25 protein-coding genes are annotated in these 24,345 nt (G+C 54.3%); 15 read left to right on the forward strand and 10 right to left on the reverse strand.

What is annotated here, in order from left to right:
* The first annotated feature begins 332 nt into the window (after positions 1 to 332).
* Genes EKL02_RS15170 through EKL02_RS15190 form a run of 5 tightly spaced genes read left to right on the forward strand, consistent with a single transcriptional unit; the run spans position 333 to position 7,446 of the window.
* Complete coding sequence (locus EKL02_RS15170) at positions 333 to 1,511, forward strand: glycosyltransferase family 4 protein (protein WP_128902817.1); 1,179 nt, start codon at positions 333 to 335, stop codon at positions 1,509 to 1,511.
* A complete protein-coding gene (locus EKL02_RS15175; RefSeq protein WP_128902818.1) occupies positions 1,508 to 2,662 on the forward strand; it encodes a glycosyltransferase family 4 protein in 1,155 nt (384 codons plus the stop codon). Before EKL02_RS15170 ends, EKL02_RS15175 begins: the two co-directional genes overlap by 4 nt.
* Positions 2,655 to 3,953 (forward strand): putative O-glycosylation ligase, exosortase A system-associated, encoded by a 1,299-nt coding sequence (locus tag EKL02_RS15180; RefSeq protein WP_128902819.1) that lies wholly within the window; start codon positions 2,655 to 2,657, stop codon positions 3,951 to 3,953. The genes EKL02_RS15175 and EKL02_RS15180 overlap by 8 nt, the downstream gene beginning before the upstream one ends.
* Entirely contained in the window at positions 3,950 to 6,232 is a 2,283-nt protein-coding gene (locus EKL02_RS15185) for a glycosyltransferase (protein ID WP_128902820.1), read from the forward strand. Before EKL02_RS15180 ends, EKL02_RS15185 begins: the two co-directional genes overlap by 4 nt.
* A gap of 11 nt (positions 6,233 to 6,243) precedes the next feature.
* Positions 6,244 to 7,446 (forward strand): acyltransferase, encoded by a 1,203-nt coding sequence (locus EKL02_RS15190; protein WP_128902821.1) that lies wholly within the window; start codon positions 6,244 to 6,246, stop codon positions 7,444 to 7,446.
* Between the two features lie 55 nt (positions 7,447 to 7,501).
* On the opposite strand, the gene EKL02_RS15195 is transcribed toward EKL02_RS15190, so the two are convergent.
* The 3 genes from EKL02_RS15195 to EKL02_RS15205 form a co-directional block, all read right to left on the reverse strand.
* Complete coding sequence (locus EKL02_RS15195; RefSeq protein WP_128902822.1) at positions 7,502 to 8,485, reverse strand: glycosyltransferase family A protein; 984 nt, start codon at positions 8,483 to 8,485, stop codon at positions 7,502 to 7,504.
* A complete protein-coding gene (locus EKL02_RS15200) occupies positions 8,478 to 9,965 on the reverse strand; it encodes a lipopolysaccharide biosynthesis protein (protein ID WP_128902823.1) in 1,488 nt (495 codons plus the stop codon). The genes EKL02_RS15195 and EKL02_RS15200 overlap by 8 nt, the downstream gene beginning before the upstream one ends.
* A gap of 179 nt (positions 9,966 to 10,144) precedes the next feature.
* Positions 10,145 to 12,061: a hypothetical protein gene (locus EKL02_RS15205; protein WP_241687730.1), complete on the reverse strand. Its 1,917-nt coding sequence runs from the start codon at positions 12,059 to 12,061 to the stop codon at positions 10,145 to 10,147.
* Positions 12,062 to 12,642: 581 nt separating this feature from the next.
* On the opposite strand from EKL02_RS15205, the gene EKL02_RS15210 reads away from it, so the two are divergent.
* A complete protein-coding gene (locus EKL02_RS15210) occupies positions 12,643 to 13,131 on the forward strand; it encodes a glycine zipper 2TM domain-containing protein (protein WP_128902825.1) in 489 nt (162 codons plus the stop codon).
* Between the two features lie 89 nt (positions 13,132 to 13,220).
* Here EKL02_RS15210 and EKL02_RS15215 read toward each other — a convergent pair whose 3' ends face one another.
* Together EKL02_RS15215 and EKL02_RS15220 are read right to left on the reverse strand one after the other, a co-directional pair.
* Positions 13,221 to 13,553, reverse strand: a complete 333-nt coding sequence (locus tag EKL02_RS15215) for a hypothetical protein (RefSeq protein ID WP_128902826.1) — start codon at positions 13,551 to 13,553, stop codon at positions 13,221 to 13,223.
* A gap of 196 nt (positions 13,554 to 13,749) precedes the next feature.
* Positions 13,750 to 14,010: a hypothetical protein gene (locus tag EKL02_RS15220; protein ID WP_128902827.1), complete on the reverse strand. Its 261-nt coding sequence runs from the start codon at positions 14,008 to 14,010 to the stop codon at positions 13,750 to 13,752.
* A 266-nt stretch (positions 14,011 to 14,276) separates the two neighbouring features.
* Here EKL02_RS15220 and EKL02_RS15225 point away from each other — a divergent pair, with 266 nt between their 5' ends.
* Positions 14,277 to 14,672, forward strand: a complete 396-nt coding sequence (locus EKL02_RS15225) for a hypothetical protein (RefSeq protein ID WP_128902828.1) — start codon at positions 14,277 to 14,279, stop codon at positions 14,670 to 14,672.
* A 176-nt stretch (positions 14,673 to 14,848) separates the two neighbouring features.
* On the opposite strand, the gene EKL02_RS15230 is transcribed toward EKL02_RS15225, so the two are convergent.
* The 3 genes from EKL02_RS15230 to EKL02_RS15240 all read right to left on the reverse strand — a co-directional run bounded on the left by EKL02_RS15230 (position 14,849) and on the right by EKL02_RS15240 (position 17,149).
* Positions 14,849 to 16,051 carry a PHB depolymerase family esterase gene (locus tag EKL02_RS15230; RefSeq protein ID WP_128902829.1) on the reverse strand — a complete coding sequence of 401 codons (1,203 nt, stop codon included), beginning with the start codon at positions 16,049 to 16,051 and terminating at the stop codon, positions 14,849 to 14,851.
* 144 nt (positions 16,052 to 16,195) lie between these two features.
* The gene (locus EKL02_RS15235) at positions 16,196 to 16,858 is read right to left on the reverse strand and encodes an alpha/beta family hydrolase (protein ID WP_128902830.1); all 663 of its coding nucleotides are present in this window, start codon (positions 16,856 to 16,858) and stop codon (positions 16,196 to 16,198) included.
* Between the two features lie 96 nt (positions 16,859 to 16,954).
* Positions 16,955 to 17,149, reverse strand: coding sequence for a hypothetical protein (locus EKL02_RS15240; protein ID WP_128902831.1), 195 nt, complete (start codon positions 17,147 to 17,149; stop codon positions 16,955 to 16,957).
* Between the two features lie 229 nt (positions 17,150 to 17,378).
* Between EKL02_RS15240 and EKL02_RS15245 the strand changes: the two genes are divergently transcribed.
* Together EKL02_RS15245 and EKL02_RS15250 are read left to right on the forward strand one after the other, a co-directional pair.
* Positions 17,379 to 17,786: a hemerythrin domain-containing protein gene (locus EKL02_RS15245; RefSeq protein ID WP_128902832.1), complete on the forward strand. Its 408-nt coding sequence runs from the start codon at positions 17,379 to 17,381 to the stop codon at positions 17,784 to 17,786.
* Positions 17,787 to 17,930: 144 nt separating this feature from the next.
* On the forward strand, positions 17,931 to 18,437 hold the full coding sequence (locus EKL02_RS15250; protein WP_128902833.1) for a hypothetical protein: 507 nt from the start codon (positions 17,931 to 17,933) through the stop codon (positions 18,435 to 18,437).
* 210 nt (positions 18,438 to 18,647) lie between these two features.
* Here EKL02_RS15250 and EKL02_RS15255 read toward each other — a convergent pair whose 3' ends face one another.
* Entirely contained in the window at positions 18,648 to 18,980 is a 333-nt protein-coding gene (locus EKL02_RS15255) for a hypothetical protein (RefSeq protein WP_128902834.1), read from the reverse strand.
* Between the two features lie 288 nt (positions 18,981 to 19,268).
* Between EKL02_RS15255 and EKL02_RS15260 the strand changes: the two genes are divergently transcribed.
* The gene (locus EKL02_RS15260; RefSeq protein ID WP_128902835.1) at positions 19,269 to 20,336 is read left to right on the forward strand and encodes an AI-2E family transporter; all 1,068 of its coding nucleotides are present in this window, start codon (positions 19,269 to 19,271) and stop codon (positions 20,334 to 20,336) included.
* A gap of 22 nt (positions 20,337 to 20,358) precedes the next feature.
* Here EKL02_RS15260 and EKL02_RS15265 read toward each other — a convergent pair whose 3' ends face one another.
* Positions 20,359 to 20,907 carry a DUF3617 domain-containing protein gene (locus EKL02_RS15265; RefSeq protein ID WP_128902836.1) on the reverse strand — a complete coding sequence of 183 codons (549 nt, stop codon included), beginning with the start codon at positions 20,905 to 20,907 and terminating at the stop codon, positions 20,359 to 20,361.
* Positions 20,908 to 21,098: 191 nt separating this feature from the next.
* Here EKL02_RS15265 and EKL02_RS15270 point away from each other — a divergent pair, with 191 nt between their 5' ends.
* The 5 genes from EKL02_RS15270 (at position 21,099) to EKL02_RS15290 (ending at position 24,124) form a co-directional block, all read left to right on the forward strand.
* On the forward strand, positions 21,099 to 22,076 hold the full coding sequence (locus EKL02_RS15270) for a GGDEF domain-containing protein (RefSeq protein ID WP_128902837.1): 978 nt from the start codon (positions 21,099 to 21,101) through the stop codon (positions 22,074 to 22,076).
* 94 nt (positions 22,077 to 22,170) lie between these two features.
* Entirely contained in the window at positions 22,171 to 22,539 is a 369-nt protein-coding gene (locus tag EKL02_RS15275; RefSeq protein ID WP_128902838.1) for a SirB2 family protein, read from the forward strand.
* Positions 22,540 to 22,578: 39 nt separating this feature from the next.
* A complete protein-coding gene (locus EKL02_RS15280; protein WP_128903536.1) occupies positions 22,579 to 22,866 on the forward strand; it encodes a hypothetical protein in 288 nt (95 codons plus the stop codon).
* 32 nt (positions 22,867 to 22,898) lie between these two features.
* Entirely contained in the window at positions 22,899 to 23,117 is a 219-nt protein-coding gene (locus EKL02_RS15285) for an RNA-binding S4 domain-containing protein (RefSeq protein WP_128902839.1), read from the forward strand.
* A 152-nt stretch (positions 23,118 to 23,269) separates the two neighbouring features.
* Positions 23,270 to 24,124, forward strand: a complete 855-nt coding sequence (locus EKL02_RS15290; RefSeq protein ID WP_128902840.1) for a neutral zinc metallopeptidase — start codon at positions 23,270 to 23,272, stop codon at positions 24,122 to 24,124.
* The last annotated feature ends 221 nt before the right edge of the window (positions 24,125 to 24,345 follow it).

Genomic DNA, 24,345 nt, shown 5'->3' on the forward strand with positions numbered 1-24,345 from the left:
CTTCCAATAATTGACTTACAGAAATACGATGCAATTACGCCAGGCCAACGAGATATTCGTAAAGAAATATGACCTTGCAATGAATAAATGAGTTTTCCGAAACAATGCGCGACATCGACAGATATTAGCTGCATTACCACATGATTTTATGGACCGAAATGTTAACAAAATTTAAATCCAAACATGTCTGATGAACAATCTTGCCGACATTTTATCGAAACGAATATACTTAATAAATTACTAGTAGTAAATATTTAATATTAGAATATTGTAAATACTTTTTATTTCAGTACTTGCTCGGCAATTTCACGATTGCCGGAACACGGGCCCGAATGAAATTGCTTACTTTCAGCACCCTGTTTCCCAACGCGGAAAAGCCCAGTCATGGCATTTTCGTAGAGACACGCCTGCGCTATCTTCTTGCCAGCGGCAAGGTTCAGTCCAGGGTCATTGCCCCAGTTCCCTGGTTTCCCTCGACGCATCCGCGTTTTGGCCGCTACGCCGGCTACGCCAAAGTGCCGACAGAGGAAACCCGTTCCGGCATCCAGGTGCACCATCCGCGTTACGCCTTGCTGCCCAAGGTTGGCATGAACCTCGCACCGCTCCTGCTTGCGCAATCAGTCAAGCCCGCGATGCGCCGGATGATCGAGTCAGGCTACGACTTCGACCTGATCGACGCCCATTACTTTTATCCGGATGGCGTTGCCGCCGTCATGTTGGGCAAGCACTTCAACAAACCTGTCGTCATTACCGCGCGCGGCACCGACATCAATCTGATTCCTCAGCACGCCATCCCGCGCAAGCAGATACTCTGGGCCGCCCGGCATGCACAGGGCATGATCACTGTCTGTAATGCATTAAAAGAAGAAATGGCAGGCCTGGGTATCGATGCTGCAAAGGTTACACCGCTGCGAAACGGCGTGGACCTGGAACGTTTCCAACCGGTCGACCGTGCTTCGGTGCGTGCATCGCTTGGAATGCGTGGCTTTACCCTGCTCTCGGTTGGACTACTGGAACCCCGCAAGGCACACGACTTGATCATTTCTGCCCTGCCAAAACTGGAAGATACCGAACTGCTGATCGCCGGCAGCGGCCCGGAACGCGCCAGGCTGGAAGCGCTGGCGCAGCAGCTCAACGTCGCAGAACGGGTCAAATTTCTTGGGGCGCTGCCTCAAACCGAATTACGCAATTACTATGGGGCGGCCGACGCCATGGTGCTGGCATCCAGCCGCGAAGGCTGGGCCAATGTGCTGCTGGAATCCATGGCCTGTGGCACACCGGTCGTCGCCAGCAATGTCTGGGGCACGCCGGAAGTCGTCGCCGCGCCCGAGGCAGGCGTACTGATGGCAGAGCGAACCCCGCAAGGCGTGGCCGATGCCGTGCGCCGGCTGCGCGCGAATTACCCCTCGCACGCAGCAACGCGCGCCTACGCTGAAAAATTCAGCTGGGATGACACCACCGAAGGACAGCTGCGCCTGTTTGACAAGATACTGGGAGCGTCACGCCCGTGAAAATTCTCTATCACCATCGCACCCGTTCCAAGGATGGCCAGTACGTCCATATCGAGGAAATGATCGATGCCCTGCGCAAGCAAGGACATGAGGTCATTATCGTTGCGCCGCCCAGCGCGGAAAGCGAAGCATTCGGCGCCGATGCCGGGCTCGTGGCATGGCTCAAGCGCCACTTGCCGAAATGGTTCTATGAATTGATGGAGCTGGCCTATTCGCTGGTTGCCTACCGGCGCCTGTCGAGGGCGGTCAGACTGCACCGGCCCGACTGCCTGTACGAACGCTATAACCTGTTTCTCCCGGCCGGCATCTGGCTCAAGCGCAGATACAAGTTGCCCATGCTGCTGGAAGTGAATGCGCCGATATTCGAAGAACGCGCACGGTACGACGGCCTCTCCCTGAAACGGCTGGCGCGCTGGTCTCAAGGCTACGCATGGCGCAATGCCGACTATGTCCTGCCGGTGACGCAGGTGCTGGGCGACATCGTTGCATCCTATGGCGTGGCGCGCGAACGCATCGTCGTCATCCCGAACGGGATCAACGAAGAACGTTTTGCCGAGGCGCCCGACGCACAGTCGGCCAAAGCGGCACTCGGCTTGCAGAACAAACTGGTGCTGGGATTCACCGGTTTCGTGCGTGACTGGCATGGCCTGGACAAAGTGATTGACCTGATCGCGCAAGACCCGCCCGCGTCGAGCCGGCATCTGCTGGTCGTCGGCGATGGGCCGGTACGCGCAGCATTGGAACAGCAGGCACGCGACCAGAACATCAGCCAACGGGTCACCTTTACCGGCATTGTCGGGCGCGACGACGTGGCGCGCTACGTGGCTGCCTTCGACATTGCATTGCAGCCGGCGGTGGTGGCGTATGCCTCGCCGCTGAAATTGTTTGAATATCTGGCGCTGGGCAAGGCAATCGTGGGGCCGGCGCAACCCAACCTGATGGAGATTCTGACGGATGGCCACAATGCCGTGCTATTCGATCCGGATCACTCTCATGGCTTGCCGCAGGCGATCAGCCGATTGTGTGGGGATGCTGCACTGCGCCAGGAGATTGGAGATAATGCCCGTAAAACCATTGCTGCACAAAAGCTGACTTGGCAAGGGAACGCTGCCAGGGCAATCGGCCTCTTCAAGAACATGCGCCATGCGTGACTTGCTCATTTTTGGCCTTGTTTTTGCCCTAATACCATTTATTTTTAAGCGCCCGGCGGTCGGCATTCTTGCCTTTATGTGGATCAGCCTGATGAATCCGCATCGTCTGACATATGGTGCCGCCTATGATTTCCCTTTTGCCGCGCTGATTGGTGGCATCACGATCATCAGCGCATTCATGTCAAAAGATCGCAAACACTTGCCTTTGACACCAGTGACAGCAATCTTGATCGTTTTCATGGTCTGGACAACGTTCACAACCCTTTTTGCCCAAGACCCAAAATTGGCGTGGGAAGAATGGAGCAGGGTCAGCAAAACATTTCTTGTAACATTTCTCGCCATGACTCTGGTGAACTCGGAAAAAGAGATCAAGGCTTTTCCATGGGTATTGGGCCTTTCACTGGGATTCTATGGCTTGAAAGGCGGCATATTCACCCTGGCTTCTGGAGGAAAGAGCCACGTTCTCGGCCCGGAAGGAAGCTACATCACGGATAACAATTGCCTTGCCCTGGCATTGATTACCACCCTGCCCCTGATCTGGCACCTTCAGGGGCAGGCGCAAAAAAAATGGCAGCGCTATGGATTGCGGGGGCTGGCCATCCTGACCATGATTGCAGCCGCCGGCTCATATTCGCGCGGCGCCCTGCTGGCCGCAGCGGCGATGCTGTTTTTTCTTTGGCTGAAGAGCTCACAAAAGCTACGCACTGGCGCAATCCTTCTTCTATTGGTTCCACTCATATATGCAATCATGCCGGAAAAATGGTTTGCTCGGATGGAAACCATCGACGACTATAAAGAAGATTCGTCTGCACTAGGGAGGTTGAATGCCTGGCATTTTGCATTCAACGTCGCCAAAGATCATTTCCTCGGCGGCGGGTACATTGCGTTTACCCCATCGATGTTCTTGGCATACGCCCCTGACCCAATCGACTTTCATGTAGCGCACAGCATCTATTTCCAGGTTCTCGGCGAACATGGATTCATTGGCCTGGGCCTGTTTCTCGCGTTAATGGTAAGCGCGTGGCGCACCGGATCACGCATTCTTCAATTTTGCCGGGGACGCGAAGAACTGAAACATGTCGCGAATTTGGCAGCCATGCTCCAGGTTAGCATCATCGGCTATGCCGTGGGCGGCGCTTTTCTTTCTCTTGCCTACTACGATCTTTATTACTATTTCATTGCATTGCTCGTATTGCTGGAAAAGGTATTTATGATGAAACCTGCAATCGCAACCAGTTTCCCCGGCATCCGGGGTGCGTCCACGGTGACAAGACAAAGTGAGGCCAAATGACTGTCGCTTGCAAATCGCCCCTGGCTAGCTTTCCGACTCATCAGTCATCGCTTGTCAAGGCGATCTTTTCCCTCCTGGCGCCGCATGGCGTCAAGGGGAAATTGACCATTCTCGTCTTTCACAAAATTCCGCCGAATGCCGATCCCTTGGTGCCGGATGAACTGGTTATCGATCGCTTTGAACCAATGCTGGATTTTCTTAAGGCTAATTTCCATGTGATGTTTTTGGGAGAGGCGGTGGACGCTTTGGCAAAGGGAACGCTTCCAGGCAGGGCATTGGCGATCACTTTTGATGACGGCTATGCGGATTGGCTGGATACAGCATGCCCGGCGCTACTACGTCGCAATTTGCCGGCAACATTTTTCATAACGACGGAACAACTCTCCGGGCAAGCCATCTGGCATGAGCGCATCCTTGCCGCAGTTAGGGCGTTGCCAGATACGGGCGCCGTACTTCCATACGGCTTTAGCACTTATGCGCAACTGGATACGCTGGAATCCAGGATCAAACTAACGCGCGATCTTCAGGAACGGCTTAAATATGTTCCTCTCGCGGAACGTCTTGCCGCGATCGATTTGCTCGAAGCCCAGCGACGGTCAGCGCTTGTGCATCCTTCCCCTTTCACTGCCGATTCCGTTCGCGCAATCCATAACCATGGATTTGAAATAGGCGCTCATACCGTGCGCCATCCCATTCTCAACGAATGCACGACCAGCGAAGCAATCGCTGAGATTGGCAGCTGCCGGGAAGAACTCGAAGCTATCATCAGTGGACCAGTCACATTATTCGCCTATCCAAATGGACGACCGGGCAAGGATTTCAATAACGAACATGCCGACATGGTCAAGGCTGCCGGATACAAGGCCGCAGTTGCCACGCATGTCGGCGTCGCTTCTGCATCGTCCGACCCATTTCAGTTGCCGCGATTCTCTCCTTGGGGAAGCACGGATGCCCGCATGGCTTACCAGCTGGCGCGCAATATGGTGAAAAAATCCTGGCACCTTCCTGGCAGAAAAACTGGCGGAAATTCGCCGTCTGCATCCGAAGTAAGGTGCCTGATGATCGCCAGCACATTCCCGCCCATACATGGCGGCTCCGCAGTCGTCTACGAAAATCTCTGCGCCAGAATGCCCACGGGGAGTATCAGGGTATTGTCTGCCAAGTTCAATTATCTGACGAATCGTGAAATCAGCGACTGGCATAAGCATGACAAGGCGACATCGTTTCCAGTAGAGCGTACCAAGCTGCTGCGCCCATTGATGATGCCGCCGCCGGCAAACATTTTCGTGTCCCTATATCGCCTCCTTTGCAAGGACGTGCCGCTATATGCACGGATTTTTCTAAAGGCAGCCAGGATCGTTCGACGCCATGATATCAATATCGTTTGCATCGGCGAACTGGTTACTGGCAGCTGGATAGGTATCGCACTCCGAAAATTTTTCGGAACAAAGTTAATTATTTATGTACATGGCGAGGAAATCACTACTGCAACCGGCGGACGGTTGCATGGGATGCGGCGCCAGCGCTATCTGGCCGAGGCTGACAAAGTAGTGGCGGTCAGCGCGTTTACCTGTGATGCCTTGACCCATGAAATGAGCATGCCGCCGAACCGGATTTCGCTTATTCAGAATGGCGTCGATACCGACCGTTTTACGCCAGGCCCGCCAGTTGCCGATCTGATTGCCCGGCATAATTTGCTTGGAAAAAAAATCATCCTGACCGTTGGCAGGCTGGTTCCCCGCAAAGGCGTGGACAAGGCCATCATGGCCATGTCCGAAGTGCGCAAGAAAATCCCCGAAGTACATTATCTGGTGGTGGGTGACGGAGATTACCGCGCCGAACTTGTGCATTTGATTGCAGAACATCGTTTATCGGACTGCATTACTTTGGTCGGCAAGGTCTCCGATGATGAATTAGTGAACTATCTACGCACTTGCGATATTTTTTTGATGCCGAATAGAACGATGCCGGATGGAGATACTGAAGGGTTCGGCCTGGTTTTCCGGGAAGCGAATGCCTGCCGCAAACCAGTCATCGGCGGACGCGCAGGCGGCGCAGTCGAAGCAGTCATTGATGGTAAAACCGGAATGCTGGTCAATGGCACAGATCCGCAAGAAATTGCCGGTGCCATTATCAAATTATTTTCCGATCCGCGCCTTGTGTCAGCAATGAGCGATTACGGCTATCGAATTGCCCAAGAAAATAATACCCAATCCATGGCAGAAAAATTTTTAACAATCTGCGAAAGACTGTTAAGAGAACATACAAAAAAACAATAGGAAGCAAGTATATGCAAGTTGCGATCAAGACCTTTGACCAGCAAGAAGATTTGCAGGCTATCGATGCAATCAGGGGGTATGCCATCTTGCTCGTGATTGGCGTCCATGCAACCCCTTACATCCAAAGCCTTGTATGGCCCGCCAAGCGCGTGTTATTGCTGGGTGTCTATGGCGTGCAACTGTTTTTTATTGCATCAGCATTAACGCTGCTCATGTCTTGGACTAGAAGCAGTGATGGCTTTGCTTTGAGATGCACGAAATTTCTTACCCGTCGATTTTTTCGAATAGCCCCGCTGTATTACCTGGCGATCGTGTTTTACTGGCTAGTCAACCAGAATAAGGTAAGTGCCTTCAGTAGCGAACTACTGTTTGCCACTTTGGGTTTTTACAATGCCTGGAGCCCTTATCTGATACCTACTGTGCCAGGCTGGATGCCAGTGCCAGGCGGTTGGAGCATCGGGGTCGAATTCTGTTTTTATTTTCTTTTCCCATTTCTGGCCATTTCAATCACATCGATTCGCCGTGCACTTATTTTTCTTGTCGGAACTCTGCTTATTTTGATTGCGGCATCTACGCTGGGTAACCACCTTTTCCCTGGACTGACAATAGAGCAGCGTGAAAATTTCCTGTATTTCTGGCCACCCAATCAGTTAGCGATATTTGCAATGGGATTTTTGCTTTATCAATTGATCAAAGATGAATGCATTCGTACTGCAATTACCAACAGTAGAATCACAACCGGCAAAGCAAGCATCCTACTGCTGTTGGTTTGTTTTGCGCTTTCTTTCCAAGGGCAACAAAAATTTTTCGATTGGCACAGCGGGTTGCCGCCCACGCATTTGTTGATTTCTTTGGGATTCATGCTCTGGGCGCTGGTATTAGTCATCAAGACGGGAAACCGCATCGTCATCAACTCTGCAATCGTTCGTCTTGGGAAGGTCAGCTTCAGTGCTTATGTATTGCATTTCGCCATACTAAAACTGACTGCAGGATTTTTAGAGAAAGTTTGGCCATTTTCCACGCAAGGGGTCAACTCCTTGCCTTATGCAGCAATCTTGATCGGACTGTCCTTACTGCTGACCTGGTGTGCGGCCTCGCTCAGCTATCGATACGTAGAGCAAGTATTTATCAGCCAGGGGAAAAAACTTACAGCAAGAATGGGGAGATTCGGCACGTCCGATAGCGCCATTCCCAGTCCGGCCAGCCGCTTATAGATGCAATACTTGCATGGGTCTATTTACTGCGCGGATAAATTCTGTTGTGATCGCATCAAGCCCGCGCCTGAGCAATCCGCCACAGATTGGACCGGCAGACTGAGGGCAAAGCGAGGATCAACCTTTTAAGTAAGAATTTCAGATCAGATGGCTTTTTCCGCAGCAAGGAAAGCATTTCGGCTGCAAGTTCGAAATTTCCTTCTGCGAATGCCCCATGAAAAGCACTTAAACGCCGTTCCTCGACACTGGAAAGAACTGCATCTTTATAGGCCATCGCGTGGGGGTGTTGGGCCAAGGAATACTCTAATATGCGAGCTTCTCCTTGTGCCTGTCGCGCCGCATTGGCCGACTCATTGCCTACGTGCTTCCGCACCCTTGCAAGCGGGCACTGTGATACGCTGAGCTTACCGGCACCGACTGCGCGCAATAAAAATTCCAAGTCTTCCGAGCCTATGCCCTTGAATTCGACCCGGTATCCGCCTATGGCATGAAAAAAATTCTTTTTCATGGAATTACCGGCGGTAAACATCGGTTGAAAATCGATCAAGCGTTTATACAAATCCGGGATTTCACTCAGAAATTCTCCATGCACTGTTGCGCCAGAAAAAAATCCTGGCGGCGCCATTGAGAATTTATCGGGAAACGTCGTCCGGTCTGTAAAGGGAATGAAATTACAGTAAAGAATGTCGCATTGCGGGTCTTCCAAAAAATATGCAGCGACCTTTCTTACAAATTCCGGCTCCAGCAAATCGTCTGAATCACAAAAACTGATGTACTCGGACGTTGCAATAGCCACCCCTGCATTGCGTGCCGCTTGAACGCCTTGATTCGGCGTACGCAAAAGTCGGATGCGCCCTTCGAATTTCTGCAACACCTCTTGAGTATTATCGGTTGAGCCATCGTCGACAACGATAATTTCGGTAAACGAACGGGTCTGTCCAAGTGCGCTTGCGATGGTTTCGCCAATCAAATCAGCGCGATTATAAGTAGGTATCACCAAGCTTAGCGTGACGCCTTCCTGCACTGACAATTCACCCATTAGTCTTCTCCATTTCGACGATGCCTGATAACCGGCGGACGATTTTGCCAGATACTATTCTTTGCCAAAGCGCTGATAATTCTTCTTTCAAGGGATGCTTGAAATAGAAAACACAGACGAGCCACACGCTTCCCATACTAATGATCGCCAGCGACAAGCGAAGAAAATCCGGCCACGTGACTGGCATGGCATATTTCAAAAACAACGTTACCGCCAAACAGGAAAATCCCACCTTAAAACTTACCGCATGCGCTGCAATGGACATCCGCAGGGTATAGCCCAAATAGCGTGCCATCAGCATTGCAGCCACTGGCGTCGTAAGCAAATCAGCCAGACATAGTCCCAACGCGAAAGATGTGATGTCCCGCGCACCAAAAGCATAAATAAGTGCAATCCTCGCCAGCGTACCCAGTCCCGAATAAATGATCGACAAGTAAGGCCTGCCGATCGCGGTCAAGGCAGTCTGGCATAACGAGTAACCGATACGTGCTGCGCTTGCCAGAGAAAGAATAATCACTAAGGGTGCTGCTTCGAGCCAGCTCTTTCCATAAAGCGTGAGGATAATTTCTTCTGCAAAAATTCCGATCAAAATAAATGCTGGCCAAGCGATACCAGTCAAATAGCTTGTCGATTTAGCGAGGATAGGGCCCAATGAAACCTGGGCATGATGATTTTTTGCGATGTAAGGTAAGGCATTGTAATTGACAGTAGGGCCGGCAATCTGCACGAAGATGCCGACAAGGCCATTCGCGCGACTGAAAAGCCCGACGCTATGCGCGCCGCTGGACTTGCCTAACACAAGGTCAGGAATGGAATTGTATGCCTGCTCCACTAAGCGACCAATAATCGAGCCGCCGCCAAACTGTATGGGTTTAGCCCAGCCGCGGAAAGTGGGAATGAATGAAATACCTTTAGGTCGCAGCGGGATATAAATCAGGATCGTAACCGCAATATTCACTACATTTGCCCAAGCCAACGCCATGTAACTAAAGCCCATCGACGCGAGCGAAATGCATGTTACTGCGTAGGCAATAGTACTTAAAATGTTGACGACCGCCTGCTTTTCCGCCTGCAAATCGCGTGACAACAGTGCATAAAAAAATGAAGCGAAGGGGAGCAATACGAAACTTATCGTCAAGGTGCGCATGACGGAACCAATGCCCGGCTGTGCATAAAAAGCTGCGACAAAATCGCTTGCAAAGTAGATTAATGTAGCGATCAACCAGGATGCTGTGACCAGCAAGCCCATTGCTGAACGCATTTTTTCCGGCGTCAAATCTTTTTCTTGTTGCAAATAATTTGAAACACCAAAATCTCGGAACACATGAAATATTCCGATGAATACTGCGGTGATCGAAAAAATTCCTACCTCTGCCGGAGTCAACAGACGGGAAAGAATGACTGTGACGCCAAACTGCATTGCAGTTGCAGAGTTTGACGATAAAAAAGTGACGATTAAGGAGCGACGCAGTCGAGTCATTGGCGAGGATAAAGATTTTTACTTACCTGCATGCCACAATTGTCTCACTGTTAGTAGTGAATTGATATGACCGTCAAGCAGAATTGCCCAAGGAAAAACACATAATTACCTGATGGCAATGTTCAAACAGAAAGTTGCCGGTTCCGTGACTTCCTGCAAGAAGTCACGGAACCGTTCAATTAGCGGGGAATGATGGCGAATTGCGGTTCAGTCGGATAGTCGGCCTTGAGCTGGCGCTGGTCGAAGAGATTCCAGGCATTGGCGGCGTTCGCAATCCCGGAATCCTTTGCATAGGCGAGTGCCGGCTGCATGTTGGCAGGGAAGCCTGTGGGCGAAGTCGGATAGCCGACCATGGCACCTGCCACCATCGGCGTTGCGGTGTCGGTTTGCAAGATGCTTGCCATGGCGGCACTGCCGCACGCCGTTGCCAGCAAGGCTACGCTATTGGACGCTTGATATATCTGGGCAAACGAGGCATACAGCGGGCTTGCGTTAGTCGCCCGCAAATTAACTGTATAGGCCGAGCCCAGCACCCAGCAATAGCCCGGCGCTGTCATGCGCCCTACCGGAAACTTCGCTTTCCAGGCCAGCAAGGCCGGCGCACCTGCAAATCCACGTTCTGCCGCACGACCAATCACGGAGGTGAAGAAGTCATCCTGCCAGGGCGCGATGCCCGTTTCGCTATTGTAGGAATACGCATATCCGTTGGTCAGGACGCCAAAAGGATTCGCCCCCGCGTTGTTGGTGTAAGTGCTGTTATACCAGGCAATGTTGGCATTCAAAATGCTCGCAAAATGGGCTTTCATGGGATCGGCATCCGGCAGGATATACGCTGCATCTGCAATGTTGCGCAAGCTCCAGGCCTGTCCCCTGACCTGGTCCGAATGCACCAGGCCATTGCCGAAGTCACGATAAACAGGATTGCCGGCACCGACATTCCACATCGAATAAAACTGCAACTCTTCCAGATAATAGTGTTCCCCGGTCAACAGGTAAGGAAGATAATTGAACGCAGGCTGATGCGACGTATCCACCACATTCGTGTTGTTGCACACCGTTGAGCAATTCGGCATGGCTTCCTGCCGGCTGGCAGTCGCATTGTAGGAATCTGCCGAGGCCGGATACAGCGTCATATTCGGATAATCCACCAGGCTGATGGGACGGCCGGTGACCTTGTCGCGATAATGCGTCGGCCAGCTGCCCGACAGGTCGCCCATGGCCAGGGTCACGTCCTTGGCGCGCTTGTCCATGCTCAAGATCGTCATGGCGCCCCAACCTGGATTGAGGCCGATGTCTGGACGTCCTCCAGTATTAGGCATATAAGCCGTGGCAATCCCGTTACCCATCGGCCCATTCGGGGCCGCGTCGAAAATACTTTTCAGGTTCGCCAGGGCAGCCTGGGACACAGTCACGCTCTGGTCGTAGTTGGGCACGGCGCGCGAGCCGATCAGATAAGCAGTATGGTGCTTGAGATGCGCCTGCGGGGCAGTTCCCCACCAGAACGACTTGCGCCAGCGCGCATGGTGGTAATGCGTCAGCGCATTTTGCGAATACACAGCCTGGCCGCCGACATTCACCTGCACGTTGTAGGTAAAGTCTTGCGGACCCGGCTCGTAAGCCCAGCCATTCTCGACAATCACATCGACCTTGGCCTTGTCGTGGCCGGCGTAGGAGCGAATCGCGAAGCGCGCGCTCAGGTGCGGATGTTCCACGCCCCCTGCCGTCTTCAATGGCGCCGAAACCAGCCATTCATTGACCACAGGGCCGGAAAGCCATTTTGGTGGCGTACCGCTGCCAAGCAAAGTCTCGGCAGACACGCTGTAAGGAACCCCGCCAACGGTGACAGTCACGCTGGCAGTAAATCCGTTCCCCAGCAATTCGCTCAGGGCATTCGATGGCGGCGCCCCTGAAGAAGTCGCCACGCTGGAGAGAGATAACGTCTTGTTTTGTCCGGCATTAATTTGCGGCAAAACTGCGGAGATGACTGCATGGCGCAACGAGCCGTCTGTATGCCGCGCTTTTGCGTCGATTTGCAGGGTCAATGGAACGCCATCCAGGTTGCCAGTGACAGTCTGCCCTGAGGGAACGTCACCCACGGCAAATACCTGTCCGAACGTCAGGGGCACGCTACTTTGTTGAACGCCGGCGAGGCTGCTTATATCCAGGACGGTAAGTGCACCGGGTGGCAAGGTCGTCGTCGTGGTTGGCCCGGCAACCGTCGTAGTCGTAGCAGCGGTCGAGGATGTCGATGAACTTGCAGTTACCGAGGTTGAACCAGCATTCAAACTGACGGTTTGCCCTCCGCCTCCGCCACCACACGCAGTCAGTAATGTGACTCCAATCAAGAGAACACCCAACGACATTGCCTTGGATAATTTAGCCATTATTCTTCTTCCGCGCCCGATTATTTCTATGAAACAATTATTTACATTTCCCAAGTGAAATATAACATAGGCAAGTTTTTCACATAAAAAATATTTCCGTAAGAGATTGATTTCATTGCCATAAATCAACATTTGTCGCAAACAACACACTTGCCGATGTAACGCCCTATTTCCACAACTTTTCCGCCAAAAATCGCCGTCTTGATACATTTGGTTGCATTCTTTACGAATTGAATATGGTCGATCGCAGGTGCGCGGTGTGTAATGAGTGCATTGCCACAGCGAGCCCGATCATGAAAAACATATCTATTCGTCTTATTGCCACACTCGCGACCAGCACAATGCTCGGAGCGTGTGCCAATACTGGCTACTCGAATCCTGCCGGGTCACAGCCATATCCTTCGACAGGCCAAAATTACCCCACGAGTTCCCAGCCGTATCAGGTTTCATATGGCACCGTGGAATCGATTCAATTGTCGCCGGCAACTGCCAGTCAGGGGGTTGGCGCAGGCGCTATTATTGGTGGTGTCGTCGGGGGTGTACTGGGTAACCAGGTTGGCAGCGGCAGTGGACGGACAGCTGCCACTGTGGCGGGTGCAGTCGGCGGCGCACTGGCCGGCAATGAAATTGAAAAACGCAGAGATGGCGTACAGCGCAACCAATATCAGATCGGCGTGCGACTAGACAACGGCGCTTATCAAACGGTGGTTCAGGACAATATCTATGATCTGCAAGTCGGTGCCAGGGTCCGCATCCAGAACAACACCGCGTATCGTTATTGAACGATACGTATGAGACAAGAGAAAAGACTGATCCCGCAAGCCGGGGGCATAAAACGGCCTGCGGAAACCACAACCAAGGTACCAGGCGCTCAGGAAGCCATGCTGGCAGCCCCATGTAGTGCGCTGACGGAGGGCGGTGCGGCTGATTTTGGTTTGCCCATGATGTCGCCAAAGCGATATTTGGCCCTGCGGTCACCCAGCACTTGCCTTAATTCCCGAATGCTGCGCCCTGTCGTTTCATGCATGCGTATCAGAATCGAAGCGCTGACAGGCAATCTGCCATGGCGTATTTTACTGATCAACGGCGGTCCGATTTGCAAAGTACGACATAATGCCGCATCGTTCTTGAGATGCATTTCCTTGATCAGCGTATCCAGCAAACGATTTGGCTGGTAACCATCTTGCAATTGCGTATCGCTCATGTCGTCTCCCATCAGGTTTCAAAGGTCCTTCATGCCCATAAAAGATGACCAGCTTGCAGTGGCGGAATTCCCGGCTTGATTTGTATGTATTTGCGCACCAACAAAAGCCGTTTCAATGCCGCTGGGGACATGTAATGAGCTTGTGAGTCATATTGGTTGCATGCATCGATTGCTCAAGAAAAAAGTCAGAGTTACGTCAAGAAACGTGCCGTTTTTGCGGGGCCACCTGACGGGAACGCAGGCGGCGTGAAAATGCCGTGATAAACGCTGCATACTCATTCGAGCCCGGACGAATACCGGACTTGGCGGCCTTGGCCACCCCACTTTCAAAGGTATCCCCCAGATCGTAAGCTTGATCTCCCAGGGACCAGGCATGGCCATTGCTGGTAGCCGTTATTTCCGGGAACATGAATTTACCGAGGGTGGTGCCGGACAGCATCTGTTGTGGATGATCCATCTTTGTCGACTCCAATTGTCATTAAGTGGGCTGGAATGCGTTGCGGCCTTAGACTGGTTACAAGGTACACGGCTGAAATACATTCTCTTCTGCATAGGATGGAACAGTTTGAATTTGGTCAAAATTTGTCTTGCGTACGTCATTCAGCCAAACTGCAGGCAGAGTAGTAATGGGTTACTCGACAAGGCTTCCCGACGTTATTCCTACTTGGCAATATTTGGAGTTGCAGATACCATGGTCTTCATCAAATCCGAGGGTAGCTCAAAATGCAGGTGAAAATTCGCAACTCAGGCATGTGCCTGGCCATCATGCTGCTACTGACTACAGCCGCTATTCCTGCGGACGCTGCCAGCGAAGACAATACTGCGCTGGCGCGACGCTATCTGCGTTGTGCCGCTTTTTATGTATTTGGCAGTACCGGGGTGAAAAAACCGGAGTTAAAGCAAGAACTCCAGCATCTTGCCAACATCAGCCTTTACAGTGCCGAATTGTTGATGGAAAAAGACAAGCCGCTGGTTAAGAAGGAATTTGATATCGCACGCGAAAAATTTCTTGCCGAAACCTTGAGCGATGAAGTCAAGGCCGATACACGGGGATTTTTACAATATATGGGTAACCACTGTAACGAATTACGAAAAACGCACACTGTGGCGATGCCATAATTGGGACATTCATAGGCGCAGAAGAATCCTGACCGCATGAGAATCTGGCGAGACACATTGAGGTGTAGTAGTGTCGACTTGATCGTACAGTAAGGCCATGCCAGAGCGGAATCACCAGAACACTGTGTGCCGTTGGGTGCGCGAGCAACTCCACAAGATTTGCCAGACACTCTAGCCTAGTCGCCGCCGGTACCGTTGAACCTGACAGGCCCGGTGGCGTCCGTCTCCTGCGCGCTCAAGGCCCGCTGGTGCCTGGAAAAAAAGTCCCACATCATGCGGCTCGCATCCGGGCCCAGACTATCGCTGAAATTTACCGCGTCATCGCCGCCGCTCCAGGCGTGACCAAGTTCGCCAACTTCGCAAATCTGCAGCAATTTCTTCTTGCCGCAGTAATACTCGTAAATCTTGCACGGCCGGCCTGAGCGCTGGCTCGCCAGCTTCTCCGAAATTTTTACCAGCATGTTTTCGCGGGGGTACCCGGCAAGATGATGAAGCTCACGGAATTGTTCGGCAAGTTGGGCAAGGTTGACCGGCCGCACGATGCTGTCTTCTTGCCCATGGATCAAAAATGCCGGCATGGCAGGCAAGTACACCTGCCGGGCGGCAGCTTGGCGGATAGTCTGGCGCAGGCTGTCTGCAGCGCCATTTTGCATGACAGAATAGCCTTCCATCGGGGTGTCGGCAGCGCCGAACACCGCACCGGAATGCATGCCGACCGCCGCAATCAAATGCGGATGGTTCATGGCAATGATTTGTGCCATGGCAGCACCCGCCGAAATGCCAGCAACATAGATCCTGCTGCGATCCATGGCATATTGCTCTGCCACCTTCTGGATGATCGCCACGACAGATTTGACTTCGGCGTCTCCCTCGCGCACTTCCTTCTTGTACCAGCGCCAGCATCGGCCGGCATTGCTGCTGGCAGCCTGCTCAGGATAAAGAACGGCAAATCCCTTTTTGTCAGCCACCTGGTTCATGCGCGTACTTTGCGCGAATTGCCGGGCGGTCTGGGCGCAGCCATGCAGCATGACCACGAGCGGCAGGCGGGCGACATGCGGCGTCTCAGGCAGGTATAGCCAATAGTTCATGGTAGCGCCCGGCCGGCCACTCTCAAGAACACTCAAGGGATGGCTGAATTTCAACCATTGGCCCGGGCCCTGCACGCTGCCTGCTTGCTGGTGCGAACGCCGCGTTGACGGTATGGATGGTGAAAGCGCGGACGACACGTTGACTGCCCGTGTTCGGCGCGGCCGAGGCGCACGACTTGTTGGTGGCTTGGCAAGCAAGAGTGTGGCAAGCTTGGTATTACGCTTGTTTTGCGTTTTGATCCAGCGCTGGACGCCTTGGCCCCATAGGCCTGTCAACTTTCTTAGTAACATGCACTTTCACCTCAGACAATTTCAAATCATACCTCAGAGAAATTGTCTTCAACAGCATCGGTGCAACATTCATTACGACATCATTGTGGTCCGTGGAAACTCTGACAAGGAACGCAGGCTTTTTCACCACACTTGGTAAAAAACTTAAGATTTCGGCATTGCCAGATAATGTAAAAACCAGTCGGCGGCCTGCATTGCCACGCTTTCCAGGGTACCCGGCTCCTCGAACAAATGCGTAGCATCTGGAACGATGCGCAATTGTTTTTCACATCGCATGTGGCCATAGGCGATCCGGTTCAAAGCGATGACTGTATCGTCATTGCCGCCCACGAGCAAAAGCGTTGGGGCTTGTACCCGTTCCAGCGTACTGAGTCCCGCCAGGTCAGGCCGGCCGCCGCGGCTGACGACCGCCCTTACCCACTGTGGCAGTGTCGCGGCGACACGCAGTGCTGCAGCAGCACCCGTGCTGGCGCCGAACAAGCCGGTCGGGAGGGTGGCGAGTTCGCCCCCTGCCTGGCGCAGCCATGTCAACGCCGTTGCCAGGCGATGGGCCAGCAGTGAAATGTCGAAGCGGGTGTCATAGGTCCGGTCTTCGGCAACGGTCAAAAGATCCAGCAGCAAGGTCCCGAGCCCGGCCTGGCGCAAAACGGTGGCAACATGATTATTGCGCGGGCTCAGGCGACTGCTGCCGCTGCCGTGTGCAAACAAGACGACGCCGCATGCATTGGCAGGAATCTCGAGCATGCCTTCCAGGGCCACGCCATCGGCAGCAATGCTGACCAACTCCTTGCTTTCTGGTGGCGACATTCGTGCTTTCGCCTGCAACAATGGAAATCAGTTTGACGAAGCGACAATCAGAAGGTTGCGCATCAGTTTCGGAAATTGCTCCCGGCAGACACCGGATCAATGCGACTGAGATGCCGTTTCAGAGGGAAGATTTTCGGAAGGAGAATTTTCTGGGCTGCAATTTTGCAGACTGGGTTGCTGGCGGCGATCCAGTGCATCGCGCTGAACGGCGCGACGCTCGGTAACGCGCCGTTCTATGAATTTGTTTAAATCATAGCTGGCAGCTTCAAAAAGCGAATCGGGGCGAGTCATGAATCTTTCTCCAAATGTTTCCAAAATACAAAATTATGCACTGCCCTAAATCCATGCCTGTGCATAAGCTCACATCATGACTTGCATGGCCGCACGTGTTTTGACTAACGTCAATACTCGTAGATCCCGCTCCCTTAATGTAACTCCTTACCGAAAAAATAGATTCTTTCCGGAATCATTCTCGTCGAACCCTCTGGTGATTTGCAGGATTTTTGTAAAGGATACGAATATGCATGCTAATGGCCGCTCAAAATCAATGCCACTGGACGAATCTGGCATTAAACAGCTTTACCCGCAATTATTTTCCGAACTGGACGCCATGGCAGACGCTTCAGATGCCCAGTTTTGCGTACGTTATCCGCAGTTCGTTGCTGAGCTGGAACATGATTTTGCAACCGAAGAACAATGGATGGGCGAACTGGAAACGGGCATGCTGCAGCAACATCGCGCCGAACATGCCCAGCTCCTGCGTTTGCTGCACCATGCCCAATCTCGTGTAATGGCAGGGGACTGCCAACTGGGGCGCAAGATTTTACCCTTGCTGTCTCCCTGGTTTGCGGAACATATTTCGGCGATGGATACCGTCTGGGCACATGCCGCATGCCGTCCCAGCGTGCCTGTTGAATCGCGAGCGTAACGAGTTGTAACGGCAGGCGGCCATCCCTGCCAAAACGTACTACAATTTTTACGGGCCGTTATGATGTGGGCGGCTGCCTCACCGGCGGAAATTTAGCGCATCGGTCATTCAGCACATTACGCTGAACGTTGGAATCGAGTGCCCATGTTCAGAAAACCGTTTAACGCCTGGCTGTATGGACTTGCCTGCCTGTTATTGGCAGGTTGTGGCGGTGTTTCGGTTTCAGTGCTCTTGTTTGATGAATTTCCACATGACGACGTCCGGCCCATTGCGTTTCAGAATGTATTGCCAGCCGTAGATTCTGCCATTGGCGACCGTCGCCTGGTCGTCGTGCGCGACCTGGTAGCTTGGGACGGCTTGTGGCGTGCCCACACCATTGGCCTTGTACCGCTACCCACCCTGCCCCCCATCAATTTCGCCCAGCAGATGGTCATTGGCGTTTTTTCTGGAGTGCGCAACAACCCCTGTATCGATATCGAGATTCGATCCGTTTGGCACCACACGCGTCCAGAACGGATAGAAGTCAATTATCGGGAAGTACCGCGTCCGCCTGACGTAAATGGACAATGTACTTCTGGCATGCGCAATCCCGCAGCACTGATCGTACTCACCTATTCCCACTTGCCTGTGGAGTTTTTCCCGGTTAGCTAGAAAGAAGTGTGCGTACAATTGTTTAAAACGGTGCAAGCATTCCCCCTGCCCACGTAACTAGACGCAGGGGATGCTTAACTGCACGCAGCACATAATGAAGCGCAATGTTGCACATCGTCATTGTTCATCAAACCGTCGAACCCTAAGGCGCCGGTGAACAACATTGCGTCATTTCCGTCCAAATAGCCTGCCTTGCCAAAAACAAGCTGTCTAATGCATCGAGCCGGCTTGTTGCTGGACGCTACCCACATTTTCGCTGACCTTGGGCTTGCCCTGAGCATCGCTCAAACGGTATTTCGTCCGACGATCACCCATCAAGTCACGCAAATCGCGAATACTCATGCCAGTGACTTCATGCATGCGGATCAAGAGCGATGCACCAATCGGCAAGCGCCGATGGCGGATTTTGCTGATGACCGGCGGCGCCACTTCGAGCTTGCGCGACAAGGCAGCGTCATTTTTCAAGGCCATTTTCTCGAGCAAAAAATCGAGCAAATGGTTGGGGTTGTAGCTTTCCTGAGATGAGAGAGCGTGTTCAGCCATGATTTCCTCTAGAAAGAATGAATCTGTCATTTACTGCAATGACAATGAGCCATTGCTGATAAAACAAGACTTCATTGCGTATGAAAAAGTTCCGCAGATAATTCTTAATTAAGCTTGCTAAACATATCTAATCGTGCACTGCAGCACATTGATCAGCAGCAAAAGCACAGCAGAACAAGGGAATATGGCAATAAATATGTCGCTTTGCATCACAGCGGCAAAAGCGTTGGGCTTGCCAGCGAGACAATCCTCCTTCAAAGTAGGTGTTTTGCCCTCTATGCAATGTTCATGCAAAAGAATGAAAGATTGATCGAGCGCGTCATCGCGGTCACTGCAATGGCTTCACTGATCGGCGGCTGCCTGTATATTCTGGCGCCATTTTTCGCGCCGCTGCTCTGGGCGGCCATCATCAGCTTTTGCACGTGGCCGATTTATATGCGCCTGGTGCGCCTTTTGCGTGGCGAGCGCATCGCGCCAGCCATTTTCATGGTATTGCTGGCCCTGCTCTGCGGCGTCGGGCCACTTGCCTTTGCCCTGTTCGGCCTGGCCGGACAGACCGATGAAGTTCGCGCAATCGCCAACAGGCTGATTGAACGCGGCGTGCCGCCGTTGCCTGAATGGATCCACGGCCTGCCGCTGGTCGGCGCACGCATCCAGGAATTCTGGAACGACTTGACGCATGGCGGCGCCGAATTTGCCGAGTTCCTGCGCAGCCGCCTGGCCGCGCCACTGGGGCAATGGCTGCTGAGCCTGGGGGCGGCCACCGGCGCCGGCCTGCTGCAACTGGCACTGAGCATCATTTTTTCATTTTTCTTTTATATCGGCGGCCATGTCGCCCTGGAATGGCTGCTGGGCGGGGTACGCCGCATTGCCGGCGACCGCGGGCCCTACCTGCTGCAGCTGGCGGGCGGCACGGTCAAGGGCGTCGTCTATGGCATCCTCGGCACCGCCTTGGTCCAGGCCTTGCTGGCCGGACTCGGTTACTGGATGGCGGGCGTGCCGGGCGCCGGCATCTGGCTGCTGGCGACATTTTTTCTTTCAGTCATACCGATGGCGCCAGCCCTGATCTGGATACCGGCGGCGATCTGGCTCTACACTCAGGGCGCGCTGGGCTGGGCAATTTTCCTGGTGCTATGGAATGCGCTGGTCGTAGGCAGCGTGGATAATGTGATCAAACCACTCATGATCAGCAAGGGGGGCGGACTGCCATTCATCGTGGTGCTGCTCGGGGTGCTTGGTGGCGCCCTTGCCTTTGGCTTTCTGGGCGTCTTCATTGGCCCGACCATGCTGGCTGTCGGCTACTCCGTGCTGCACGACTGGACAGTCGGCGCGCAACGCCGCGTCGAAGTTACCTGAGAAGGCGGCGCGCCGGACTGCCCTATTTTGCCGGTTGCATTGGCGTTACCGGTTTGACGGCGCCGCAATCGGCAGCAAGCCATTTGCCGCTGCTTTCATGGTGGTTGTCGACTGGCCGGCCATGGGCGGTCCCCTTGAAATCGTAAGTCGAGGTAAAGCCGGTATCGCCGGCAAACGTGCCCTTGACCTTGCCCGTGCCTTTCATGTCGGGGCCATCGCAGACGATGTCGCTGCTGTAGGCATTACCGCTGCGCTGGAAGTTCCTTGCCTGGCAACCGCGATCATGGCGCCCCATCGGCGCCTGCTCGCGCTCGGCCATTTCCTTCGTAATGCACACTCTGGACACCATGGCGCCGTCCTGCATTTGCGGCACATTCACGCCCATCTTGCGCATTTGCGCCATCTGTTCCGCCGACATTTTCGGCATGTTCTTGAATGCGTCAGATTTCATCGACATTTCCCACAGGCCGGGCTTCATCGTTTCAGCAGCCCAAGCCGCAGGGGAGCCCACGGTACAACAGATCAACATCGAAATGACAGTCTTGCGCATGACGGTATCCTTTGCTTGCATGAGGTTCGAGGGAAAAGGCTCACCTGCGCAGATCGGCAGGTGATGCCCGGTTGCCGCTCAAAGATGATAACTGGTTTCAGGCGGCACTCCTGTCGTCTTTTTGGGCCTCTACCGGGTTTGCAGGGCACGACATTGTTGGCATAATGCCTCCTGACGCCTGTCGCCGGCATGGCTACCTATGAGGGGATGGATTGGAATCGTTGAACACCTTTGCCGAATACCGCCATGCCATCGGCGAACTGCAGCTGTTCGCGGGCGTCTCCGATCCGGCCCTGCCAGGCCTTCTGGCCGACTGTGCCGTGCTGCGGGTTGCGGCCGGCGAGGTTGTCATGAACAACAATACTGCCGGGGGGCGGCTATACATCCTGTTGCGCGGCGCCCTGCGCGCCACCCAGCCGGACCTCGAGGGCGGCCCGGCAGAGACCGCCGGGGTATGCCTGCTGCCTGGCGAATGCGTCGGCGAATTGTCGGTCCTGGACCAGCAGGCACAGGCAGCGACGATTCAGGCACTGCAGGAATCCGACCTGCTGGTGATCGAGGCAGGGCGGCTATGGCAATTGATCGACCACTCCAATGGGGTCGCGCGCAACTTGCTGCACCTGCTGTCGTTTCGCATCCGCGCAGTCAATGCCCAATTGCGCCGCCGCCACCGCGTCGGCGAGTTTTATCGGCAGATGTCGCTGGCGGATGGCTTGACCGGCTTGCAAAACCGCGCCTGGCTGGACCAGAACCTGCCCTTGCTGATCGAGCAGGCGCGTGTTGCCGACAATCCCCTTTCCGTGGTCATGCTCGACATCGACCACTTCAAGAAATTCAATGACGAATATGGCCACCAGGCAGGCGACGAAGTCCTGCGCGTGGCGGCCAAGGTCTTGACCGATACGCTGCGGCCACGCGACTTCCCGGTGCGCTACGGCGGCGAAGAATTGCTGGTGATTTTGCCAAACACCCATGGCAAGGGTGCTGCCGGCGTGGCGCAACGCCTGTGTGACAACCTGCGCAGCACTGTTTTTTTCAGCGACATGCACAAGGCGCTGCCGCATATTACCGCGTCCTTCGGCGTGGCCAGCCTGGCGCCGGACCAGGACGCCGGCGCCCTGATCGCCAGTGCCGACACGGCCCTGTACCGCGCCAAGCACGCCGGGCGCAACCAGGTCGCGCTCGCCTAGGCCGCTGCACCGCATTGCCGCCTTAAGCCGGCGGCGCGCCATTCAGGCTACAATGCGGGCACCCATCTTTTGACGTACCGCACTGCCCTTCCCCATGAGCTACCTCGCCATCAAACACATCCACATGACTTGCGCAGTCATAAGCTTGCTGCTGTTTTCCTTGCGCGGCATCTGGATGCTGCAAGAATCGCCGCTGCTGCAGCGGCGATGGGTGAAGATCGTGCCGCATGCTGTCGACACGCTGCTGCTGGGGAGCGCGCTCGTCATGGTGTTCTGGAGCGGCCAGTACCCCTTCGTACAGCCATGGCTCACAGCCAAGGTGATCGCGCTCGTCGCCTATATCGTTCTGGGCACCATTGCCCTGAAACGCGGAAAAACCAAAGCGGTGCGAATGACCGCCTTTGTCGCGGCGCTGGCAGTATTTGGCTATATCCTCAAAGTCGCACTGACCCGCCAGCCCTGACCGTCCACCTGCCCCCCCTATCTGACAATCGCCATGCCCATGCATCACACCGCCGCACTGCACACCCTGAGCGAATCGCTGGACGCCCTGCGCAACCGTCAGACCGGCATCGCCGCCTTTTGTATGCAATGGCGCGGAGAAACCGCCCTGCTGGCCGCGTTACCGCCGCGCTATGCGCAAGTCCTGGAAGATTTGCTCGGCCGCCTCGAAGCGGGCAGCCTGTTTACCGAAGAGAGCTGCTCATTCAGCCAGGAGGATTTGCACAAGCATCTGGCGGTATGGATCGACAAGGCGCAACAGACATTGCAAGCCGACGGCAAGGCATGAGCCTTGCCAGTTTGCACCCCAGGAGACACGACATGCAGGAAATCGACTTTGCGCTGGAAGGCGACTACATCGAATTGAACCAGTTGCTCAAACTCGCCGGCCTGTGCGACAGCGGTGGCGCCGGCAAGATGCTGGTCGCCTCAGGCGAGGTTGCCGTCGATGGCCAAACCGAGCTGCGCAAGACCTGCAAGATCCGCGCTGGTCAGGTAATTACTCTGGGCGACGTGCGCATACGCGTTGCCAGCACCTGATGCAGGCAGGCCATATTGCTGCCCTTGACGCATTTGGCATGATAATTTGGCATTTGGGCTACACTGACAACCGGATAGCTCGAACTCTGCACAAGGCCCACTCTAATTCCTGAGAGCAATTTACCTACGCAGCGCGCACCAAGGAGACAGCAATGAAATGGGAAGGCAACCGGGAAAGCGACAATGTCGAAGACCGACGCGGCGGTGGTGGATTCGGCGGGCGCTCGATTGGCCTGGGGACAATCGCCATTGCGCTGGTTGCCTCCTATTTCTTTGGTATCAATCCGCTCACCGTCATTGACATGATGAGCGGCGGCGGCCAGGTCGCCCCGGTGCAGCAAGACCCTTCCGCCCCGCCCGCCAATGATGCGGAATCACGCTTCGTGCGCACCGTGTTGGCCGATACCGAAGATACCTGGACCACCTTGTTCAAGCAGGGCGGCGCCAGCTATGCGCCGCCCACGCTGGTCTTGTTTGCCGGCCGCACGCCAACGGCCTGCGGTACCGGCCAATCCGCCAGCGGCCCGTTCTACTGCCCGGCCGACCAGAAGGTCTACATCGATCTCAGTTTTTTCCAGGTCATGCGCGAACGCTTTCAGGTCGACAGCGAATTCGCCCAGGCCTATGTCATTGCGCATGAAATCGGCCACCATATCCAGCACCTGACCGGGGTCGACGAACAGGCGCGTCGCGCGCAAAGCCGCATGTCCCAGGCCCAGGCCAACGCCGTCTCGGTACGTGTCGAGCTCCAGGCCGATTGTTATGCCGGGGTCTGGGCCCATCATGCAGACCGCGCCCGCGGCATCATCGAACAAGGCGATGTGGAAGGTGCCTTGCGCGCCGCCACGGCGATCGGCGACGATGCCCTGCAGCGCCAGTCGCAGGGGCACGTAGTGCCTGATTCCTTTACCCATGGCAGCTCTGCGCAACGCCAGCGCTGGTTTTCAATCGGTCTGAAAAGCGGGCAACTGGAGGAGTGCGACACCTTCAAAGCAGCCCAGCTGTAATCGACGCCGCCTCTTCTTGCCCCCTGCTGCAGTGGAACGCTGCGCGGGAGCATGTCTCCAATTCGCAAAAGCCCGGCACAAGCGGCTTTATTTCATAGAGCATTTGGTTATAATCTATCCAAGAGACAATTGACGCACTTCAAAAAGTGAGCGCACACCTGCATTCAAATCGTGCGCTGTTGACATATAACAAAGCGTTTGTGACGCGCCTTAGTCGCACC

This window comes from Janthinobacterium sp. 17J80-10 (assembly GCF_004114795.1).
GTDB lineage: Bacteria > Pseudomonadota > Gammaproteobacteria > Burkholderiales > Burkholderiaceae_D > Paucimonas.

What these genes read in the sequence shown, in the direction of transcription:
- EKL02_RS15170 (WP_128902817.1), top strand. Translation starts at nt 333, where the DNA reads ATGAAATTGCTTACTTTCAGCACCCTGTTTCCCAACGCGGAAAAGCCC.
- EKL02_RS15180 (WP_128902819.1), top strand. Translation starts at nt 2,655, where the DNA reads ATGCGTGACTTGCTCATTTTTGGCCTTGTTTTTGCCCTAATACCATTT.
- EKL02_RS15185 (WP_128902820.1), top strand. Translation starts at nt 3,950, where the DNA reads ATGACTGTCGCTTGCAAATCGCCCCTGGCTAGCTTTCCGACTCATCAG.
- EKL02_RS15190 (WP_128902821.1), top strand. Translation starts at nt 6,244, where the DNA reads ATGCAAGTTGCGATCAAGACCTTTGACCAGCAAGAAGATTTGCAGGCT.
- EKL02_RS15195 (WP_128902822.1), bottom strand. Translation starts at nt 8,485, where the DNA reads ATGGGTGAATTGTCAGTGCAGGAAGGCGTCACGCTAAGCTTGGTGATA.
- EKL02_RS15200 (WP_128902823.1), bottom strand. Translation starts at nt 9,965, where the DNA reads ATGACTCGACTGCGTCGCTCCTTAATCGTCACTTTTTTATCGTCAAAC.
- EKL02_RS15210 (WP_128902825.1), top strand. Translation starts at nt 12,643, where the DNA reads ATGAAAAACATATCTATTCGTCTTATTGCCACACTCGCGACCAGCACA.
- EKL02_RS15215 (WP_128902826.1), bottom strand. Translation starts at nt 13,553, where the DNA reads ATGAGCGATACGCAATTGCAAGATGGTTACCAGCCAAATCGTTTGCTG.
- EKL02_RS15220 (WP_128902827.1), bottom strand. Translation starts at nt 14,010, where the DNA reads ATGGATCATCCACAACAGATGCTGTCCGGCACCACCCTCGGTAAATTC.
- EKL02_RS15225 (WP_128902828.1), top strand. Translation starts at nt 14,277, where the DNA reads ATGCAGGTGAAAATTCGCAACTCAGGCATGTGCCTGGCCATCATGCTG.
- EKL02_RS15230 (WP_128902829.1), bottom strand. Translation starts at nt 16,051, where the DNA reads ATGTTACTAAGAAAGTTGACAGGCCTATGGGGCCAAGGCGTCCAGCGC.
- EKL02_RS15235 (WP_128902830.1), bottom strand. Translation starts at nt 16,858, where the DNA reads ATGTCGCCACCAGAAAGCAAGGAGTTGGTCAGCATTGCTGCCGATGGC.
- EKL02_RS15240 (WP_128902831.1), bottom strand. Translation starts at nt 17,149, where the DNA reads ATGACTCGCCCCGATTCGCTTTTTGAAGCTGCCAGCTATGATTTAAAC.
- EKL02_RS15245 (WP_128902832.1), top strand. Translation starts at nt 17,379, where the DNA reads ATGCATGCTAATGGCCGCTCAAAATCAATGCCACTGGACGAATCTGGC.
- EKL02_RS15250 (WP_128902833.1), top strand. Translation starts at nt 17,931, where the DNA reads ATGTTCAGAAAACCGTTTAACGCCTGGCTGTATGGACTTGCCTGCCTG.
- EKL02_RS15255 (WP_128902834.1), bottom strand. Translation starts at nt 18,980, where the DNA reads ATGGCTGAACACGCTCTCTCATCTCAGGAAAGCTACAACCCCAACCAT.
- EKL02_RS15260 (WP_128902835.1), top strand. Translation starts at nt 19,269, where the DNA reads ATGCAAAAGAATGAAAGATTGATCGAGCGCGTCATCGCGGTCACTGCA.
- EKL02_RS15265 (WP_128902836.1), bottom strand. Translation starts at nt 20,907, where the DNA reads ATGCAAGCAAAGGATACCGTCATGCGCAAGACTGTCATTTCGATGTTG.
- EKL02_RS15275 (WP_128902838.1), top strand. Translation starts at nt 22,171, where the DNA reads ATGAGCTACCTCGCCATCAAACACATCCACATGACTTGCGCAGTCATA.
- EKL02_RS15280 (WP_128903536.1), top strand. Translation starts at nt 22,579, where the DNA reads ATGCATCACACCGCCGCACTGCACACCCTGAGCGAATCGCTGGACGCC.
- EKL02_RS15285 (WP_128902839.1), top strand. Translation starts at nt 22,899, where the DNA reads ATGCAGGAAATCGACTTTGCGCTGGAAGGCGACTACATCGAATTGAAC.
- EKL02_RS15290 (WP_128902840.1), top strand. Translation starts at nt 23,270, where the DNA reads ATGAAATGGGAAGGCAACCGGGAAAGCGACAATGTCGAAGACCGACGC.